This window comes from Komagataeibacter sp. NFXK3, assembly GCF_054182245.1.
In genome coordinates, this window is sequence record NZ_JAPIVJ010000004.1 from 39,926 (window position 1) to 57,519 (window position 17,594).

Genomic DNA, 17,594 nt, shown 5'->3' on the forward strand with positions numbered 1-17,594 from the left:
AGCCAGGCCCCATAAATGTTGCATGGCGGCCACAACCCGGCTTGCGCGCGGCCCTCTGGGGGTCGTATTGCGCGGCAGGGCGGCCCATATGTAAAAGAGGCATGGTTGGCCTGCCACGGCCCTGCTTCCCTTGGCAAGAAAGCCTTGGCATGCTGCTCCCTCAGGTAAAAGGATTACGGATCATGGCCACCTCACGTGGGAAACTCATAACCGCCCTCTCGGCCGGGCTGTGCCTGTTGAGCGTGACGGCCATGGCCGCGCCGGCCAGCCAGGACGACACCAGCAGCTCCGACCAGGACCGGATGACCGTTCACGGCCAGCGCGGCCACCTGCCGCCCGGCTATGAGGAAGCGCCGTCGATGGAACTCAACCACGGCCCGGACCCCGACCATCTGGAGCATGTGCATCGGGATTCGGTCACGGGCACGGACCTGTCGCGCTTCGGCACGGCCTACCAGAGCAGCGGCATCAACGGCGATGGGCAGCTTGGCGATTCCACCGGCAATGGCTGGGTGGCCCCGCGCTAACCGGAATACAGATAAACGTTTTTGGTGAAGCTTTTCTCAAAAAGCTTCACCAGACGCCGCCTTTTTGAAAAAAGGCGGCACCCGGAAACTTTTATTATTTTTAACCCGCGCTGCGCGGCGTGACCCGCGTGCGGGTGCGCATGGTTACGAATTCCTCCGCAGCCGTGGGGTGGATGCCGATCGTGCGGTCCCAGTCGGTCTTTTTCAGCCTGGCCGTCACGGCCACGGCCAGCCCCTGCATGATCTCGGGTGCATCATCGCCCAGCATGTGGGCACCGACCACCACCTGGCTGGCCTGATCGACCACCAGCTTCATCAACGTGCGCTGCTCGCGCCCGCTCAGCGTGTTGCGCATGGGGCGGAAGCGGCTGACATACACATCCACATCCCCTTCCTTCGCGGCCTCCGCCTCGGTCAGGCCAACGCTGGACAGCGTGGGCGTGAAGAACACCGCCTTGGGCGTAGTGGCGTAGCACCACTGCCGCGGCGGCGCCTTGCCAAACAGGCGGTCGGCCAGGTTATGGCCCTCGGCAATGGCCACGGGGGTCAGGTTGAGGCGGTTGGTCACGTCGCCTATGGCGTAAATGCCGGGCACCGTCGTCTCGCTATTGTCATCAACGATGATGCGCCCGTTCTCCTCCATCGCCACGCCAAGCTGCGTCAGCCCCAGCCCGGTCACCTTGGGGTGGCGGCCGGTGGCGAAGAACACGCAGTCGGTCTCGATGCGGGTGCCGTTATCAAGATTGACGATAAAGCTGCCATCAGCCTGTTTTTCAATGGCGGTAGGCGAGGCCGCGACGTGCTGGCGGATGCCACGCAGGTCGATCGCATCATGCAGGGCGTGGCGCAGGTCGGCATCAAAACCACGCAGCGGCAGGTTCTGGCGGTAGACCAGATCAACCGATGAGCCCAACCCACGGAAGATACCGGCGAACTCCACGCCAATATAACCACCCCCCACCAGGCACACGCGGGCGGGGCGCTCTTCAAGGTGGAAGGCCTGGTCGGACGAGATGGCATATTCCACGCCCGGCAATTTGGGCAGGGTGGGCGTGGAGCCGACCGCAATGACAATGCGCGCGGCAGTCACGCGGCGCGGGGCCTCATGCGGGGCGAGTGGCGAGGGATCGATGCGCAGGGTATGCGCATCCTCGATGGTGGCATGGCCGGTGAACAGGGCCACACTAGCCTTTTCCAGCATCGAGACATAAATGCCGTTCAGCCGGGCAATCTCACGGTCCTTGGCGGCGATCAGGGCGGCCCAGTCATTTTGGCCGCGCTGCGTGTTCCAGCCAAAGCCGTGGCTGTCATCCACCCAGTCGCCATAGTCGCTGGCCTGCACCATCAGCTTCTTGGGCACGCAGCCCAGATTGACGCAGGTGCCACCCCAGTGGCGGCTTTCGGCTACGGCAACCTTCGCCCCGTGGCTGGCGGCCACGCGCGCGCAGCGCACGCCGCCGGAGCCCGCGCCAATAACGAACAGATCAAAATCATAACTCATGCCGGTTGTGCATCCTGTCTCGGCCGGACGGGACACAGCACGCCGCCTTCCGGCACTGACCCGCCATGCGCGCGGCGGGGCCAATAAAAAACCCCGGCCATGGTGAATGGCCGGGGGCGTGGGCGGGATCAGCGCTCGGCGAACGCTTTTTCCACCACATAGGCGCCGGGGTGGGAGTTGTTGCCCTCGTCGAAGCCACGCTCCTGGAGCATCTTCTCGGTATCGGCCAGCATCTCGGGCGAACCGCAGATCATCACGCGGTCATGCTCGGGGTCGAGTGCGGGGATGTTGAGGTCGGTGAAGATCTTGCCGGTCTCGATCAGCTTGGTGATGCGGTCGGTTACGGCAAATTCCTCACGGGTCACGGCCGGGTAGTACAGCAGCTTGCCCTTAACGTCCTCGCCCAGGAATTCATGCTCGGGCAGTTCGTGGCGGATGTGGTTGGAATAGGCCAGCTCACCCGAGATGCGCACCGTATGGCTCAGGATCACGTGCTCGTAACGCTCGTAGCATTCCGGGTCCTTGATCAGGCTCATGAAGGGCGCAAGCCCCGTGCCGGTGGACAGGAAATACAGGTTGCGGCCCGGGCGCAGGTTATCAAGCAGCAGCGTGCCCACGGGCTTGCGGCCGATCAGCACCTTGTCACCCACCTTGACGTGGCGCAGGCGCGATGTCAGCGGGCCATCGGGCACGGCGATGGACAGGAATTCGAGGTGGTCCTCGTAATTGGCGCTGGCAATGCTGTAGGCGCGCAGCAGCGGCTTGCCCTCGACCTCGATGCCGATCATCGTGAACTGGCCGTTCTCGAAGCGCAGCGCGGGGTCGCGCGTGGTGGTGAAGGTGAACAGCCGGTCGGTCCAGTGATGCACGGACAGCACGGTCTCGGCATTCAGGTGGCCGTATTCCTTGGTGGGTTCGGCAAGGTGGAACACGCCGGGCTGCCCCTCGACCGGGGCGAGGCCGGTGAGCATGGTCTCACTGGTTGGCATAATCAACGTATCGGACATCTGGTTATCACTCTCCCGGCTGGATATGACGCAGACACAGGATTTCCTGAAACATGCGCCGCCCACAACGATATGGCTAAGGCGGGCATGTTTAGGCCATCCACAACGTGGATTTCCAGCACAAAACAAACATATCACGCACCATGGGTGGCAGAATTCGCCGCATGAGGCCCATTCCGGGGCGCGCCTGTCACGTCACACATGTACAATGCGCGCTTCTATTCAATGATTTCCCATGCCGATGCAAGCCGGAGTCCATTGTCCCCGCCGCATGGATGACGCACATAGGAAGCATGAGTTCAGAATTTTCCGATCGCGACGCGTCCACCGCAGCCCCTGCCGCGCTGGCGCTTGATGCGGCCATCGCCGCCACCGGCCTGCATGTTGAAACCCGCGAGCGCCCCAAGCTCGAGCGCGTGATCGCCCGCAAGCTGGCCCCCGGCGCCGACCGGGTGGATGACGCCACCTTCCGCGCAGCATTGTGCACCGTGCGCCGCAAGCCGTGGGGCTCGCGCCTGATGGACCTGACCCGCCGGGCAGGCCAGGTCTGGGTCACCCGCGCGGATACGGAGGCTGCCGCCAGAACGGTCGAGACCCCCGAACCCGATGACGCCACCCTGCTCGCAGCCCTCAGCCCAGTGCTGCACGAAAAACTGCGCGCCCAGGGCGAGACCCCGCAAATGGCGGTGGAGAACATCCGCTCCGACCTGTTTGATGGCACCGGGCGCATGCTCTCGCCCGGTGAACTGCACACCCTGGCCCTGGCCGTGGCCGATGCGTTCGCCCTGCCCGACCCGGCCGCCTTTGCCGCAGGCCTCGATGCGGCGGAAAGCAGCCGCAAGGACCGCGATGCCCGCATAGAAGACACCGCACGGACCCGTCGGCGCGAGGAAGTGCAGCGCCTGCGCGATTGGGAAAAGAGCCTCGTGCCCTTCAGCGATGTGCCCGGCCTGCTGCGCTGCTCGCAGCGCGAGGCCCTGCGCTGGATTGCGGAAAACCGCCTGCCCGTCGCCCGCCGCGTGCCGCAGGCGGGCGGCCAGGAACGCTGGGAGTTCGACCCCACCGAACTCATGGCCCTGCGCCAGAACCTGCCTGAGTGGCGGCGCGAAGGGCCGGAAAGCGATAAACGCGCCCCCCTCGCCCCCGACCTTGGCAACAGGCGCGTGGGCAATGCCGTGATTGCGCAGGTGGCTGCCCTTGACCGCTACGCAGCCCACTTCCGCACCGCGCGCGCGCTCAACCGGCGCATCACGCTGGTGACCGGGCCAACCAATAGCGGCAAGTCGCACACCGCGCTTGATGCGCTGGCGCGGGCCGAAAGCGGGCTGGCGCTGGCCCCACTGCGGCTGCTGGCCCATGAGTTTCGCGAGTCGCTGACCGCGCGCGGCGTGCCGACCTCGCTCGCCACAGGCGAGGAACGCATTGACGTGCCCGGCAGCCGCCATCTTGCCGCCACCGTGGAGATGTGCCCGCTGAACAACCCTGTCGATGTCGCCATCATCGACGAGGCCCAGATGCTCACCGACCCCGACCGGGGCGCTGCGTGGACGGCGGCCATCATGGGCGCCCCCGCGCGGCACCTGTTCATTCTTGGCGCACCGGACTGCATCCCCATGGTCCGGCGCATTGCCGAACTGTGCGGCGACCCGGTGGATGAAATCCGCCTTGAGCGCAAAAGCCCGCTGGTCGCCGCCGAGCGCGCGGTCAGCCTGCCTGAATTGCAGAAGCATGATGCGCTGATCGCCTTCTCGCGCCGCGAGGTGCTCGACCTGCGCGCCCTGCTGCTGGCCCACGGCAAGCGGGTGGCGGTGGTGTATGGCGCGCTCAGCCCCGAGGTGCGCCGGGCGGAGGCGCAGCGCTTCAATAATGGCGATGCCGATATCCTGATCGCGACCGACGCCATCGGCATGGGGCTCAACCTGACCATCCGCCGCGTGGTGTTTGCAGCCCTGCGCAAATATGACGGCAACCAGACCCGCGACCTCAACCCGCAGGAGGTCAAGCAGATCGGTGGCCGCGCCGGACGCTTTGGCAAGCATGAGCAGGGAATCGTGGCCGTGCTGGAGGGCGTGGGCAGCCCGTCCTTCATCCACGCCATGCTGGCAGCGCCCCCCCAGCCGATCGAGGACATGCGCCCGCAGGTGCAGCCTGATGCCGATATCGTGCAGGCCGTCGCTGCCGAGATCGGGTCGGACAGCCTGTTCGGCGTGCTGGTGCGCATCCGCCGTGCGGTGCTGCGGCGCGATGACCCCAATTACCGGCTGGCCAACATGGAGCAGGCCTTCGCCATCGCCACAGCGCTCGAAGGCGTGCCGGATCTGACACTGGCCCAGCGCTGGGTCTATGCCATGTGCCCGGTTGATGACCGTGACAACGGCATCCAGCGCCTCGTGCACTGGGCGGCGGACCACGCCGCGGGCAACAGCGTGCCGCCACCGGGCACGGGCCGCCTGCCGCCTGCCGAACGCGCCGAGCGCACGGAACTTGAACGCGCCGAAAAGCGCCACAAGCGGCTGGTGGCATGGCGGTGGCTGGCCCTGCGCTTCCCCGAGGCCTACGTCAACCGCGAGGACGCGGAGGAAACCACCGCACGGCTCAATGACTGGATCGAGGACGTGCTGCGCCAGCAGAGCGTGCGCGCGCGGGCCACGTCCGCCTCCCCCTTCCGCCCCGACAGCCGCGCCAACCCACCGGGCCGCAGGGGAGCCAACCGCGATGGCGGGCCACCCAAGGGCAAACGCCCGCACCGCAAGAGGCGGTAAGCAGAACAGAAGTTTTTGGTGAAGCTTTCTTCAAAAAGCTTCAGAAGAACGCCGCCTTTTTGAAAAAAGGCGGCCCCCGGAAACTTCTATCCTGTTTTTAACGGATGACTTCAATTCCGCCCATATAGGGTCGCAGCACCTCCGGCACGGTGATGCTGCCATCCTCGTTCTGGTAGTTTTCCATCACCGCGATCAGGGTGCGGCCCACGGCAAGGCCGGACCCGTTGAGCGTGTGCACGAAGGCAGGCTTGCCATCGGCCGCGCGATAGCGGGCATTCATGCGCCGGGCCTGGAAGTCCCGCGTGGTGGAGCATGACGAGATCTCGCGCCATGCCTTCTGGCCAGGCAGCCAGGCTTCGAGGTCGAAAGTTTTTGCCGCGCCAAAGCCTGTGTCACCCGCGCACAGCAGCAGGCGGCGATAGGGAATGCCCAGCTTCTCCAGCACCATCTCCGCGCACCGGGTCATGCGCTCGTGCTCGGCATCACTCTCCTCGGGCGTGGTGATGCTGACCATCTCCACCTTCTGGAACTGGTGCTGGCGCAGCATGCCGCGCGTATCGCGCCCCGCCGCCCCCGCCTCGCTGCGAAAGCACGAGGAAAGGGCCACCAGACGACGCGGCAGCACATTGGCGGGCAGGATCTGGCCCGAGACGCTGGCCGTCAGCGGCACCTCGGCGGTGGGGATGAGCCAGCGGCCATCCTCGGTGCGGAAGGACTGGTCCGCGAATTTGGGCAGCTTGTCGGTGCCGTACATGGCCTCGTTATTGACCAGCACCGGCACGGCGGTTTCCTCATAGCCGTTATCGGTGGTGTGCAGGTCGAGCATGAACTGGCCAAGGGCACGCTCCATGCGGGCCAGTGCGCCGCGCAGCACCACGAAGCGCGCGCCCGACAGGCGCGAGGCGGTCTCGAAATCCATCAGGCCCAGCGCCTCGCCAAGCTCGAAATGCTCGCGCGGGGTAAAGCTGAATTCGCGCACCACGCCGTTGCGGTGCACTTCCACGTTGGCACTTTCATCCGCCCCATCGGGCACGGAGGCGTCAAGCTGGTTGGGCAGGCGCTCGAGCGTGCCGCGGATCTGGCCATCGAGCTCGGCAACGCGGGTCTGGAGTTCTTCCATCCGGGCCTTGCCGTGGGCCACGCGCTCTTCCAGCGCCGAGGTATCCGCGCCGGATTTGCGCAGGCCCCCGATTTCCTTGGAGATCTTCTTGCGGCTGGCCTGAAGCTCCTGCAGTTCGGTCTCGGCGGCGCGGCGCTCCGTGTCCAGCAGCAGCACGCCATCGGCCACGGCGGGCGCCCCGCGCCGTTTCAGGGCGGCATCAAAGCCTGCGGGGTCGGCGCGTAGGGCACGCAGGTCGTGCATCAGGGGGTCTCCTCGGTTTCTTCAGGCGGTCTGCGCGGCTCGACAAGGCGGGCGCAGAAAATGGAAATTTCGTACAGCCCGATCAGCGGCACGGCCAGGCCGGTCTGGGTAATGACATCGGGCGGGGTCAGGATGGCGGCGGCCACGAACGCGCCCACATAGGCGTAGCGCCGCACCTTCGCCAGTCCCTTTGATGTGACCAGCCCCACGCGGGCCATCAGCGTCAGCACCACCGGCAGCTCGAACGCCATGCCGAACGCCAGGATCAGCTTCATGACCAGCGACAGGTATTCCGACACCTTGGCCTGGAGTTCGATCTGCAGCCCGTCCTGCCCGTCCGCCGTCTGGAACGACAGAAAGAACTTCCACGCGGCGGGGAAGATGAAGTAGTAGGCCAGCGCCGCCCCCAGCGCGAACATGATGGGCGTTGCGACAAGGAAGGGCGCGAAAGCCCGCTTCTCGCTCTTGTACAGGCCGGGTGCGATGAAGATCCACGCCTGCACCGCCACCATGGGAAACGACAGGCAGGCCGCGCCAAAGAAGGCGACCTTCATGTAGGTGAAGAAGGCCTCGTACAGCGCGGTATAGATCAGGTGCGGCTGCTCGCCCTTCTGGCGCATGATGTCGCCAAGCGGCTTGGCGAGGAAGAAATAGATCTGCTCGGAATAGTAGTAGCAGACCGCAAAGCACGCCACGAACGACACCATCGACCACAGCAGCCTGCGCCGCAGTTCAACAAGGTGTTCGAGCAGCGGCATGGGCTGGTCATCAATGGCGTCCGGGTTGGGGTTTTCGTCTTGGGCGTCCATCGTGTTCCTATTCCTGCCCTGCATGGGTCACGCCAACGCGCTGGCCATTATGAATGACCCGCACCGGCGGCAGGAAGGCGGGGGGGGTAAGGCGCGGCAGTTCGGCGGCGATGCGCCGGGCGGTGCGCGGCGGCAGGAAATCGGGCGCATCGGGTGCGTCAACCTCCGCAGGGCCGGCATCCACAAGCGGGGGGATGTAATGGCGCGAGGGGATGGCCTGCTCGGGCAGCGACGATGCAGCAGGCATTGCCGCACTTGCCGACATAGCGGACTGCGCGGCCTCATGCGTATCATCAAGCGAGCGGCGCAGCGCGCCATCCCCGTCAATCGCGTTCATGATCTTGTCGCGCACGTTCATGCGCTTGAGCTTGCCAAGCTGGTCGCGGGCCTCGGTCAGGTCGGCCTCGCGCACCATTTCATCCACATGCGACTGAAACTCGGTGGCTAGCCCGCGGGCCTTCTTGATCAGCCCGGTTACGGTGCGGATGGCGACGGGCATGTCCTTCGGCCCGATCAGCAGCAGGCCCACCACCCCGATCAGGGCAAATTCAGACCATGCGAAATCGAACATCAGCCGTTCCTTCCCTACCGCGCCCGCTCCCTGCGGCCCGCGCAAGACCGTACACCATCATCCTGCCCCCGCACACCTATCACGCCCCGGGCGCGTCAGGAACCTCATCCGGCGCATCATCCCTACCCTCCGTCACGGGCAGGCCATCGGGCGGTTCGGGCGCAGGAGCTGCATCGGGCACATCCACCAGCAGCTCCTCGCGCCGGGGCAGGTCGCCCAGGTCCTTGAGGCCAAAATGGCGCAGGAAGCCGTTTGACGTGCCCCACAGGATCGGCCGCCCCGGCACTTCCTTGCGGCCCAGCGGCATGATGAGCTCGGCCTCGAGCAGGGTGTCGAGCACCTGCTGGCTCAGGCTCACGCCGCGAATGTCCTCGATCTCGGCACGCGTGCAGGGCTGGTGGTAGGCGATGATGGCCAGCGTTTCCATGGTCGAGCGCGCCAGCCTGCGCGGGCGCGGCATGACGCGGGTCAGGCGCGGGGCAAGGTCAGGAGCGGTGCGGAACTGCCAGCCCCCCGCCACCTCCACAAGTTCCACCCCGCGCCCGGCATACTGCGCGCCAAGGGCGGCCAGCGTTGCCGCCACATAGGCATCGCGGTCGGCGGTATCATGCGGGATGCCGCCCTGCGCGCCGAGCACCTCGGCAATGGCGCGGGTACTGAGCGGGTCGGCCCGGGCGAAGATCAGCGCCTCGACAAGGCGGAGCGAAAAGTCCCGCACCGTAATGTCTTCCATGGCCCCTGGCGCGGGCGCAATGAGGTCAGGCTGCTCGGGGTCGTTCATCAGGTCCTCTCCCCTTCAGGTTGCATTGGGGCGGCGGGGTCTTGCCCCATCCGCTCACGCAGCAGGATGCGGCCAAACTGTTCCGCCTGCCGCAGTTCGATCGTGCCATTGCGCGCCATCTCCAGGCTGGCCAGCAGCGTGCCCGCCACGGCGGCCCTCCGGCCGGTCTCGGCCTGGGGGCCGGCACTGTCCGCCGCCGTGGCGGGGGGCAGGAAGGCCTCAAGCCCACACCAGCCCGCGGGCATGAGCGTGCCCAGCATGCGCCGCAGCCGCGCCAGCGCGTCCTGCACGGTCCAGAACCGTGGCGGGCGCGGCTGGTAGGTGGCCTTGCGCGCGCGCCGCCGCATGGCCGCCATGTAACCGCGCATGAGCTGCGGCACATCCACCGCCAGCCCCGAGCGGTCGATGGCCACGAGGCTTTCGGGCTGCCCGCGTTCAAACACCTCATGGCCAAGCTGGTCGCGCGCGCCAAGCCACCGCCCAAGCTGCATCATGCGCTCAAGCTCGAGCAGGCGCTCGTGCAGGAGGACTGCCGCATCCTCGGCATCGGTGTCCGCGCCATCATCCTCGGGCAGCAGCAGGCGCGACTTGAGCCATGCCAGCCATGCCGCCATGACCAGCCAGTCCGCCGCCTGCTCCAGCCGCACGGCGGGAATGGCGCGGACCACCGCCAGGAACTGCTCGACAAGCTGCAGGATGGAAATGCGCCACAGATCCACCTTCTGCGCCCGGGCGAGTTCAAGCAGCAGGTCCATCGGCCCGTCAAACCCGTCAAGATGCACGATGGGCGAGGTCGGCTGCCCTTCAGCCATGGGGGCGGGCGTGCCAGCCGCCCACCCTGCCTCCTCTGGCTGGGTCATGGAATGCGCTCAGGAATGGACCGGTTCGCACGGCAGGCTTTTGGCCTTGACCTTCTCGCACACCGATGCGGCCTGCGCCTTGCTCAGCCCCTTGATGCGCAGGCGGTAGAACGTCTTGCCGCCCCGCTCCGCCTTGATGACGGCAGGCTGGTAGGAACCGAACACGCCGGGGTAACGGCTGAGCAGCTGGCTCCAGCTCTTGAGTGCCGCCTCCTGCGAATCAAGGGCGGCCAGCTGCACGCCGTAGGCGCCACTGCCCTCATTGAGCGCGCGCGGCACCGGCGGCGGCAGGGTGGCGGGCGATTCCTCGGCCTGCCTTGCCGGTTCCGCGGGCTTCTGGGCGGGCTCCTGCGGGGCAGGGCCGGACGGGGCGGGCGTTTCAGCCGGAGCCGGGGCAGTGGCAGGCGGCGGGGAAGCATTGCCGCCATCAGCGCTGTCGCTACCCGGTGGCGGGGCATACTGCCGGGCCATGGCATCGGGCTGGGGCTGCTCGGGCGGGGGCGAGAGACGCATCACGCCACCATCGGCGGCCATGCCATCACCCGCGCCCAGAATCTGCATGCCCCCCGGATCGGCGGGCTTGACGCGCACCGGCCCCGGCGGGGGGCCGAGCACCGCGATGCCGCCTTCATGATGGCCAAACAGTGACCAGCCGCCAATCGCGATGACCAGAATGCCGCCAAGCCCCGCCGCGCCATAGACCAGCTTGCGCGTGAGCGGGTCATCGCCCAGCAGGCTGCTGCCGGCAAAGCGCGCCAGCAGGGCCCTGAAATCGGTGCCGCCCCTGCCGCCACGGGGGGGCGTGGCACGCGGGCCGATGTCATCGGCTGGCTCCATGGGCGCGCGCGCGTTCAGGTCGGGATTGGAATCCGTGCCCATGCGCTCGCGCGCGGTCGGGCGCTCGGCATAGGGATCGGGTGCGGCGGGGTTGTTCCGAAGATCATCGGGACCACCATTACGCGGCGTATCGTCAGGACTCATCGCATCTCCTCGACCGGCTGCACGCCGAGCACGTTCAGGCCCGAACGCAGCACGGTTGCCGTCGCCTCGACAAGGGCAAGTTTCGTACGGGTTGCGGCCACGTCATCTTCCTGCACGAAGCGCAGGGTCGTGTCATCCTTGCCCCGGTTCCACAATGCATGGAAATCGGAGGCCAGTTCATTGAGATAGAACGCAATGCGGTGCGGCTCATGCGCGCTTGCGGCCGACTCGACCATGCGCGGCCACTGCGCCATGCGCTGCAAAAGCGCCAGTTCCGCATCCGAGCCCAGCCCCGACAGGTCGGCGGTAGCAAGTTCGGCAGGCGTGAGGCCGCCGGGCAGTTTGCCCGCATTGGCAAGGCCTGCCGCCGCCCGCAGCACCGAGCAGCAGCGCGCATGGGCGTACTGCACGTAGAACACCGGGTTGTCGCGGCTCTGGGCCACAACCTGGTCGAGGTCGAATTCCATCTGCGCATCGGCCTTGCGGGTGAGCATGGTAAAGCGCACCGCGTCACGCCCCACCTCGTCAATCAGGTCGCGCAGGGTCACGAACGTGCCCGCGCGCTTGGACATGCGCACCGGCTGGCCATCGCGCACGATGCGCACGATCTGGCACAAAAGCACGTCAAGCACCGGGCGGCCATCGGTGGCCAGCGCCGCAACAGCAGCCTTCATGCGCGTGACGTAGCCGCCATGATCCGCGCCCCATACATCGACCAGCACGTCAGCGCCCCGGCGGATCTTATCGGCATGGTAGCCGATATCGTTGGCGAAATAGGTGTTCGAGCCATCGGACTTGCGCAGGGGGCGATCGACATCATCGCCAAATTCGGTCGAGCGGAACAGGGTCTGGGGGCGGGCTTCCCAGTCATCGGGCAGCTTGCCCTTGGGGGGGTCGAGCACGCCTTCGTAGATCAGGCCCTTTTCCTCAAGCTTTTTGATGGCGCGGTCGGTCTCGCCATCAGCCAGGATCTTCGCCTCGCTGGTGAACACGTCATGATGCACGCCAAGGGCGGCCAGATCCTCGCGGATCATGCCCATCATGGTATCGACCGCCTCTTTCTTCACGGTCTCGAGCCACAGGGCGGGGTCGGCGGGCTTCAGGCCGGGAGCGGCGAGGCTTTCGCCATGTTTACGGGCCAGCGCCTCGCCCACGGGCACCAGATAGTCGCCGCCGTACTGGATGGCGCCGCCGGGCACCACGGCTGCGAATTCCTCCTGTGTCACGGTGGTGTGCAGCGCCTGCAGGTAGCGCCAGTACGTGGCCCAGGCCAGCGCGATCACCTGCGCGCCCGCATCGTTGATGTAATATTCCTTGGTGACTTCATAGCCCGCCTTGGCCAGCAGGTTGGCCAGCACGTCACCCACCACGGCGCCACGGCAATGGCCCACATGCATCGGCCCCGTGGGGTTGGCCGAGACATATTCCACATTCACCTTCACGCCCCGGCCCGCGCTGCTCGTGCCGTAGGCCTCGCCCGTGCGCAGCACGTCACGCGCCACGGCCTGCCACACGGCGGGGGCAAGGCGCATGTTGACAAAGCCCGGGCCCGCCACCTCGGCCTGCGCAATGCCGGGCACGGAGGCCAGCGCCGTGACCAGTTCACCCGCAATCTCCGCAGGGCGGCGGCGGGCCGCCTTGGAGATGACCAGCGCCGCATTGGTGGCCAGGTCGCCATGGGCGGGGTCGCGGGTGGGGGTGACCTCGACGCGCTCAAGGGCTGCTGGGGGCAGGTCGGGCATGATGGTGCGCAGCGCATCGCGCACATGGGTGAGGTAACGGGCGAACAGACTGTCTGACATGCGGCTTGGTTTCCCAACAGATAACGGTAACAGGCCCGGTGGCCCGGCATGGTATGGCCCGCCGGCATCGCGCAGGAGCGGTGGCAGGCGGATGATCGTGCTGCGCGTGTTTCACCCCGGCGGGGACAGGTCCGTCAACCGTCGATATGCCTCCATCGCGCAGCGATCGGTCATCCCGGCACTATAATCGGCCACCACCCGGCACGCACCAGTCATATCACCCCCCGCGCGGGGGGCAGGGGCAGGCGCGCTGGTGGCATCGGGCAGCGGGGTCATGTCGCTGCCGGGGATGGCAAGGATCGATTCGACCCTAAGCAGCGCCTTGCGCGCCATGCGGTTGACACGCCAGTGCCGGCACGGCCGGGCATACAGGAAGTGGCGGATGGCCGGGCTGCTGGCCACCACGGGGCGGGCGGCATGGAGGATGCCATCGGCGCAGCACGGCACCATGCGGCCAAGGTCGGGCCGCGCTGCACCGATCAGGTCCATGGCCAGCGTGTTGATGACGTGGCGGATCGCCTCGTGGCGCAGGCACGGGCCGGCATTGCCGGCATCATGCGCGGGGGTGGCGGGTGGGCGCACCGGCCATGGGGTGGAGCCTGCCACGGGCCGTAGCGGTCTGGACAGCATAGGGTGCAGTGCTCATATAGGATCAGGACCAAGCCATGGATGAAACGGTAAAGACCATACCGCCGTGCATCCATAACCCGCCCGCAGCCCGCAGCCAACATGAAGTGGCCCCGGCCTGCGGGCACAGATCATGGTGAAACCCGATGTCCACGCCCCCTTCCCCCCCGGCCGAGATGTTCCGCGTATCGGATTCGGCAGCACAGCGCCTGCGTGAGATCCTTGATGAACAGCCCCCCACCCCAACGGGCGAACCGGCGCTGCGGGTTGCGGTCGAGGCGGGGGGCTGCAACGGCTTTCAGTATAAATTCGCGCTCGAGCCTGAAACCCGGCCCGATGACATCGTCATTGCCGCAGGCACCGCCCGCGTGCTCGTTGACCCTGCCAGCATGGACCTGCTGAGCGGTGCCGTGCTCGACTTTGATGACAGCCTGATGGGCGCGCATTTCACCGTGCGCAACCCGCATGCGGCCTCCTCGTGCGGGTGTGGCACCAGCTTCTCGGTGGAATGATGAAATTCGTTACCTGGAACGTCAATTCCATCCGCCAGCGCCTCGACCATGTGCTTGACTACCTCGCCCGCGAGCAGCCCGACGTGCTGGCCCTGCAGGAGATCAAGTGCGCCACCGAGATCTTCCCCGCCGATGCGTTCAGGGCGGCAGGCTATGACAGCATCGTGGTGGGGCAGAAAAGCTATAACGGCGTGGCCATCCTCACGCGCCTGCCCCACGAGGTCACCCACACCGCCCTGCCCGGCTGGGAAACCGACCCGCCGCAGGCCCGCTACGTGGAAATTCGCGCAGGCGGGCTGATCTTTGGCAATCTGTACCTGCCCAACGGCAATTCAGGCGGCAGTGCGGGCTACGATTCCAAGCTTGCCTTCATGGAGGCCCTTGCGCTGCACGCCCACGCCATGCTCGCGGCCGGGCAGGACTTCGTGCTGCTGGGTGACTACAATGTCTGCCCCACCGATGAGGACTGCGCGCCCGGCGCGCTCGCGCCGGATGATGCGCTGGTGCGCCCGGCCACCCGTGCGGCCTTCCGCCGCCTGCTGTGGCTGGGCCTGACCGATGCGCTGCGCGCGCTACACCCGGCGGGGCGGTTCTATACGTTCTGGGATTACCAGGCCGCCGCCTGGCAGCGTGACAGCGGGCTGCGCATCGACCATGCCCTGCTCTCGCCCCGCGTGGCCGAACGGCTGCTGACCGCCCTGCCCGCGCGCGATGAACGCGGCAAGGCCCAGCCATCGGACCACGTGCCGCTGGCCGTTACAGTGGCTGGTGCTGCGGGCTGAGCGGGGCTGATGCCGGGCAGTGGTCGGGCACCGGCAGCAGCCGGAACTCGCGCAACGTGCCCGCCAGCCGGAACTGCCCGAAATCAAGGTCAAGCCGGTCGGCCACGCCGTTGGTGAAATAGCGCATGCCCTGCTCGAATATCGGCCCCATGTCGCGCGTGGTGGGGTTGTAGTAGGCGATATGCACCCGCTGCGCCCCAAGGGGGGCGAGGGCTGCAAAAGGCGTTGCCACCGGCGGCGCCTCGCGCGCAAGCAGCAGCACATAGGTGTTCAGCGCCCCGGTCTCGACCGTGCCATCGAACAGCGGCGGCGCGATTTCGGTCCGGCCCGCCTGCCCTGCCGCAATCACGCTGGTGGTGTGCGCCACGGGGAACAGCGTGCCCGCGGGCAGCGCCACGTCATGCACGCTGGGCGCGGTATAATGCACCCTGCCGCCTGAGGGCCTCATATGGGCCTCGCCTGCTATGCGCGGGCTGGACTGGCCGTTTTCGCTCTGGTCGGCGCGGAAGATGAGGGATGAGCCATCCTTGTCCTCCAGCACCGCGTAATCGGAATCGCTGTCATGTTCATCACCACCCCGGCCCACGGTGCGCACATGCAACTGCTGCTGGGTGGACCAGGCCGTGCACATGTCGGACAGCACGAAGGTCAGCCTGCCCTCCGCCGTCACCACATCGCCATTACCCACGGCGGAGAGCGCAAGGTCATACACCGCCCGGTGCGCGGCCATGCCCGCAGGCGGGGCGGCCAGCGCCTGGCCGTGCCACAGCCCCACCGCCACCATGCCCGCCATCATGCCGCGATGAAACGCCCGCCGCACCCTGATGCGGCGCGCCGTGAGGGAGGGGTCCATCACGGCGTGCATGGCGCTCAGTCCTTCTTCTGGCCGGGCTTGGGGCGCGGCAGGTCGAGGGCAAGCGAGAGTTCCTTGAGCCGCTGCGGCTCGACGGGGGCGGGTGCGCCCATCATCAGGTCCTCGCCCTGCTGGTTGAGCGGGAACAGGATGACTTCGCGGATGTTCGGCTCATCGGCCAGCAGCATCACGATGCGGTCCACGCCCGGCGCCGAGCCACCATGCGGCGGCGCGCCATAGCGGAAGGCGTTGAGCATGCCGCCAAAGCGGGCCTCGACCTCGCTGGCCGGGTAGCCCGCGATCTCGAACGCGCGGATCATCACATCGGGCTGGTGGTTACGGATCGCGCCTGACGAGAGTTCGATGCCGTTGCACACGATATCGTACTGATAGGCCTTGATGGTCAGCGGGTCCTGGTTGAGCAGCGCGTCCATGCCACCCTGCGGCATGGAGAACGGGTTGTGCGAGAAGTCGATCTCGCCCGTTTCCTCATTGCGCTCGTACATCGGGAAATCCGTGATCCAGCAGAAGCGGAAGGCGTTCTGTTCGATCAGGTCGAGTTCGGTCGCAACGCGGGTGCGCACGGCGCCCGAGAACTTGACCATCTCATCGCCCTTGCCCGCCACGAAGAACACGGCATCGCCTGCCTTCAGCCCCGTCTTGGCGCGGATGGCCTCGATGCGTTCGGCCTCGAGGTTCTTGGCGATCGGGCCCTTGCCGCCCTCTTCAGCGAAGATGATGTAGCCCAGCCCGCCAGCACCCGATTCACGCGCCCAGTTATTGAGCTTGTCAAAGAACGCACGCGGGCGGTCGCCCGCGCCGGGGGCGGGGATGGCGCGGATCTGGCCGCCATCGGCGGCGATGCGGGCAAACAGGCCAAAGCCGGAACCGGCAAACGCCTCGGTCACATCCGAGAGCCTGAGCGGGTTGCGCAGGTCGGGCTTGTCGCTGCCATAGACTTCCATGGCCGTGGCGTAGGGAATGCGCTCGAACGGGCCCTTGCTCACGATACGGCCACCGCCGAACTCACGGAACACGCCTTCCATCACCGGCTCGAGGGTGGCGAACACATCTTCCTGTGTGGCGAACGCCATCTCGAAATCGAGCTGGTAGAACTCACCGGGCGAGCGGTCGGCACGCGCCGCTTCATCACGGAAGCAGGGCGCGATCTGGAAATAGCGGTCAAACCCCGCCACCATGGCCAATTGCTTGAACTGCTGCGGGGCCTGCGGCAGGGCGTAGAACTTGCCCGGATGCATGCGCGCGGGCACGAGGAAGTCGCGCGCGCCCTCGGGCGAGGAGGCGGTCAGGATGGGGGTCTGGAACTCGACAAAGCCAAGGTCCGTCATGCGCTTGCGCAGGCTCGCGATCACCTGCGCGCGCAGCATGATGTTGCGGTGCACCTTCTCGCGCCGCAGGTCGATGTAGCGGTAGGTCAGGCGCAGGTCTTCGGGGTAGTGCTCGTTGCCCGCCACCTGCAGCGGCAGCACGTCGGCGCTGGACTGGACCTCGATCTCTTTCGCGCGCAGCTCAATCTCGCCCGTGGGCAGGTTGGGGTTCTTGGTGGCGCCATCGCGCAGCACCACCTCGCCCGTCACGGTCAGCACGCTTTCCACGCGCACGCGCTCGGCGGTTTCCAGCACGGGGGAGCCCGCGGGGATCACGATCTGCGTCATGCCAAAATGGTCGCGCAGGTCAATGAACAGCAGGCCGCCATGGTCGCGCTTGGAATGTACCCATCCGGAAAGGCGGGCCGTCTGCCCGGCATCGGCAGCCCGCAGGGCCGCGCAGCTATGGGTACGATAGGGATGCATGCTCTTGTCCTGATTCTACCAGATTTGGGGGGCACGGCCACA

The 17,594-nt window shown here is 66.8% G+C and carries 16 protein-coding genes; 4 read left to right on the forward strand and 12 right to left on the reverse strand.

All coding sequences use genetic code 11. The annotated features are described in order from the left end of the window. Positions 1-182 precede the first annotated feature (182 nt). Positions 183-527 carry a hypothetical protein gene (locus OQZ28_RS05780; protein ID WP_110566743.1) on the forward strand — a complete coding sequence of 115 codons (345 nt, stop codon included), beginning with the start codon at positions 183-185 and terminating at the stop codon, positions 525-527. Positions 528-627: 100 nt separating this feature from the next. On the opposite strand, the gene gorA is transcribed toward OQZ28_RS05780, so the two are convergent. Together gorA and OQZ28_RS05790 are read right to left on the reverse strand one after the other, a co-directional pair. Next, entirely contained in the window at positions 628-2,028 is a 1,401-nt protein-coding gene (gene gorA, locus OQZ28_RS05785) for a glutathione-disulfide reductase (RefSeq protein ID WP_130730120.1), read from the reverse strand. A gap of 128 nt (positions 2,029-2,156) precedes the next feature. Beyond that, complete coding sequence (locus OQZ28_RS05790) at positions 2,157-3,035, reverse strand: ferredoxin--NADP reductase (protein ID WP_308720048.1); 879 nt, start codon at positions 3,033-3,035, stop codon at positions 2,157-2,159. A 293-nt stretch (positions 3,036-3,328) separates the two neighbouring features. Here OQZ28_RS05790 and OQZ28_RS05795 point away from each other — a divergent pair, with 293 nt between their 5' ends. Beyond that, on the forward strand, positions 3,329-5,797 hold the full coding sequence (locus tag OQZ28_RS05795; RefSeq protein ID WP_458135452.1) for a helicase-related protein: 2,469 nt from the start codon (positions 3,329-3,331) through the stop codon (positions 5,795-5,797). Between the two features lie 97 nt (positions 5,798-5,894). On the opposite strand, the gene serS is transcribed toward OQZ28_RS05795, so the two are convergent. The 8 genes from serS to OQZ28_RS05835 all read right to left on the reverse strand — a co-directional run bounded on the left by serS (position 5,895) and on the right by OQZ28_RS05835 (position 13,594). Then, the gene (gene serS, locus OQZ28_RS05800) at positions 5,895-7,160 is read right to left on the reverse strand and encodes a serine--tRNA ligase (protein WP_130730123.1); all 1,266 of its coding nucleotides are present in this window, start codon (positions 7,158-7,160) and stop codon (positions 5,895-5,897) included. Next, positions 7,160-7,969, reverse strand: coding sequence for a twin-arginine translocase subunit TatC (tatC, locus tag OQZ28_RS05805; RefSeq protein ID WP_458135453.1), 810 nt, complete (start codon positions 7,967-7,969; stop codon positions 7,160-7,162). The genes serS and tatC overlap by 1 nt, the downstream gene beginning before the upstream one ends. 7 nt (positions 7,970-7,976) lie before the next feature. Next, positions 7,977-8,540: a Sec-independent protein translocase protein TatB gene (gene tatB / locus OQZ28_RS05810; protein WP_458135454.1), complete on the reverse strand. Its 564-nt coding sequence runs from the start codon at positions 8,538-8,540 to the stop codon at positions 7,977-7,979. A 79-nt stretch (positions 8,541-8,619) separates the two neighbouring features. Then, complete coding sequence (gene scpB, locus OQZ28_RS05815) at positions 8,620-9,321, reverse strand: SMC-Scp complex subunit ScpB (protein WP_458135455.1); 702 nt, start codon at positions 9,319-9,321, stop codon at positions 8,620-8,622. Then, on the reverse strand, positions 9,321-10,181 hold the full coding sequence (locus OQZ28_RS05820) for a segregation and condensation protein A (protein WP_458135456.1): 861 nt from the start codon (positions 10,179-10,181) through the stop codon (positions 9,321-9,323). Before OQZ28_RS05820 ends, scpB begins: the two co-directional genes overlap by 1 nt. 9 nt (positions 10,182-10,190) lie before the next feature. Next, positions 10,191-11,162, reverse strand: coding sequence for an SPOR domain-containing protein (locus OQZ28_RS05825; RefSeq protein ID WP_130730125.1), 972 nt, complete (start codon positions 11,160-11,162; stop codon positions 10,191-10,193). Next, complete coding sequence (gene argS / locus OQZ28_RS05830) at positions 11,159-12,964, reverse strand: arginine--tRNA ligase (protein WP_458135457.1); 1,806 nt, start codon at positions 12,962-12,964, stop codon at positions 11,159-11,161. The genes OQZ28_RS05825 and argS overlap by 4 nt, the downstream gene beginning before the upstream one ends. Before the next feature lie 111 nt (positions 12,965-13,075). Beyond that, the gene (locus OQZ28_RS05835; protein WP_458135458.1) at positions 13,076-13,594 is read right to left on the reverse strand and encodes a hypothetical protein; all 519 of its coding nucleotides are present in this window, start codon (positions 13,592-13,594) and stop codon (positions 13,076-13,078) included. 143 nt (positions 13,595-13,737) lie between these two features. On the opposite strand from OQZ28_RS05835, the gene OQZ28_RS05840 reads away from it, so the two are divergent. Further along, the gene (locus tag OQZ28_RS05840) at positions 13,738-14,103 is read left to right on the forward strand and encodes a HesB/IscA family protein (protein WP_130730128.1); all 366 of its coding nucleotides are present in this window, start codon (positions 13,738-13,740) and stop codon (positions 14,101-14,103) included. Beyond that, complete coding sequence (locus OQZ28_RS05845) at positions 14,100-14,885, forward strand: exodeoxyribonuclease III (RefSeq protein WP_458135459.1); 786 nt, start codon at positions 14,100-14,102, stop codon at positions 14,883-14,885. The genes OQZ28_RS05840 and OQZ28_RS05845 overlap by 4 nt, the downstream gene beginning before the upstream one ends. Here the strand turns inward: OQZ28_RS05845 and OQZ28_RS05850 are convergent. Together OQZ28_RS05850 and aspS are read right to left on the reverse strand one after the other, a co-directional pair. Further along, positions 14,860-15,750: an EipB family protein gene (locus OQZ28_RS05850; protein WP_458135460.1), complete on the reverse strand. Its 891-nt coding sequence runs from the start codon at positions 15,748-15,750 to the stop codon at positions 14,860-14,862. The two genes, OQZ28_RS05845 and OQZ28_RS05850, sit on opposite strands and share 26 nt — an antisense overlap. Before the next feature lie 5 nt (positions 15,751-15,755). Further along, a complete protein-coding gene (aspS, locus tag OQZ28_RS05855) occupies positions 15,756-17,552 on the reverse strand; it encodes an aspartate--tRNA ligase (protein ID WP_130730130.1) in 1,797 nt (598 codons plus the stop codon). Between the last annotated feature and the right edge of the window lie 42 nt (positions 17,553-17,594).

Excerpts from the sequence above, each read along its gene's own strand:
- OQZ28_RS05780 (WP_110566743.1), top strand. The coding sequence starts at position 183 with ATGGCCACCTCACGTGGGAAACTCATAACCGCCCTCTCGGCCGGGCTG.
- gorA (WP_130730120.1), bottom strand. The coding sequence starts at position 2,028 with ATGAGTTATGATTTTGATCTGTTCGTTATTGGCGCGGGCTCCGGCGGC.
- OQZ28_RS05790 (WP_308720048.1), bottom strand. The coding sequence starts at position 3,035 with ATGTCCGATACGTTGATTATGCCAACCAGTGAGACCATGCTCACCGGC.
- OQZ28_RS05795 (WP_458135452.1), top strand. The coding sequence starts at position 3,329 with ATGAGTTCAGAATTTTCCGATCGCGACGCGTCCACCGCAGCCCCTGCC.
- serS (WP_130730123.1), bottom strand. The coding sequence starts at position 7,160 with ATGCACGACCTGCGTGCCCTACGCGCCGACCCCGCAGGCTTTGATGCC.
- tatC (WP_458135453.1), bottom strand. The coding sequence starts at position 7,969 with ATGGACGCCCAAGACGAAAACCCCAACCCGGACGCCATTGATGACCAG.
- tatB (WP_458135454.1), bottom strand. The coding sequence starts at position 8,540 with ATGTTCGATTTCGCATGGTCTGAATTTGCCCTGATCGGGGTGGTGGGC.
- scpB (WP_458135455.1), bottom strand. The coding sequence starts at position 9,321 with ATGAACGACCCCGAGCAGCCTGACCTCATTGCGCCCGCGCCAGGGGCC.
- OQZ28_RS05820 (WP_458135456.1), bottom strand. The coding sequence starts at position 10,181 with ATGACCCAGCCAGAGGAGGCAGGGTGGGCGGCTGGCACGCCCGCCCCC.
- OQZ28_RS05825 (WP_130730125.1), bottom strand. The coding sequence starts at position 11,162 with ATGAGTCCTGACGATACGCCGCGTAATGGTGGTCCCGATGATCTTCGG.
- argS (WP_458135457.1), bottom strand. The coding sequence starts at position 12,964 with ATGTCAGACAGTCTGTTCGCCCGTTACCTCACCCATGTGCGCGATGCG.
- OQZ28_RS05835 (WP_458135458.1), bottom strand. The coding sequence starts at position 13,594 with ATGCTGTCCAGACCGCTACGGCCCGTGGCAGGCTCCACCCCATGGCCG.
- OQZ28_RS05840 (WP_130730128.1), top strand. The coding sequence starts at position 13,738 with ATGTCCACGCCCCCTTCCCCCCCGGCCGAGATGTTCCGCGTATCGGAT.
- OQZ28_RS05845 (WP_458135459.1), top strand. The coding sequence starts at position 14,100 with ATGATGAAATTCGTTACCTGGAACGTCAATTCCATCCGCCAGCGCCTC.
- OQZ28_RS05850 (WP_458135460.1), bottom strand. The coding sequence starts at position 15,750 with ATGCACGCCGTGATGGACCCCTCCCTCACGGCGCGCCGCATCAGGGTG.
- aspS (WP_130730130.1), bottom strand. The coding sequence starts at position 17,552 with ATGCATCCCTATCGTACCCATAGCTGCGCGGCCCTGCGGGCTGCCGAT.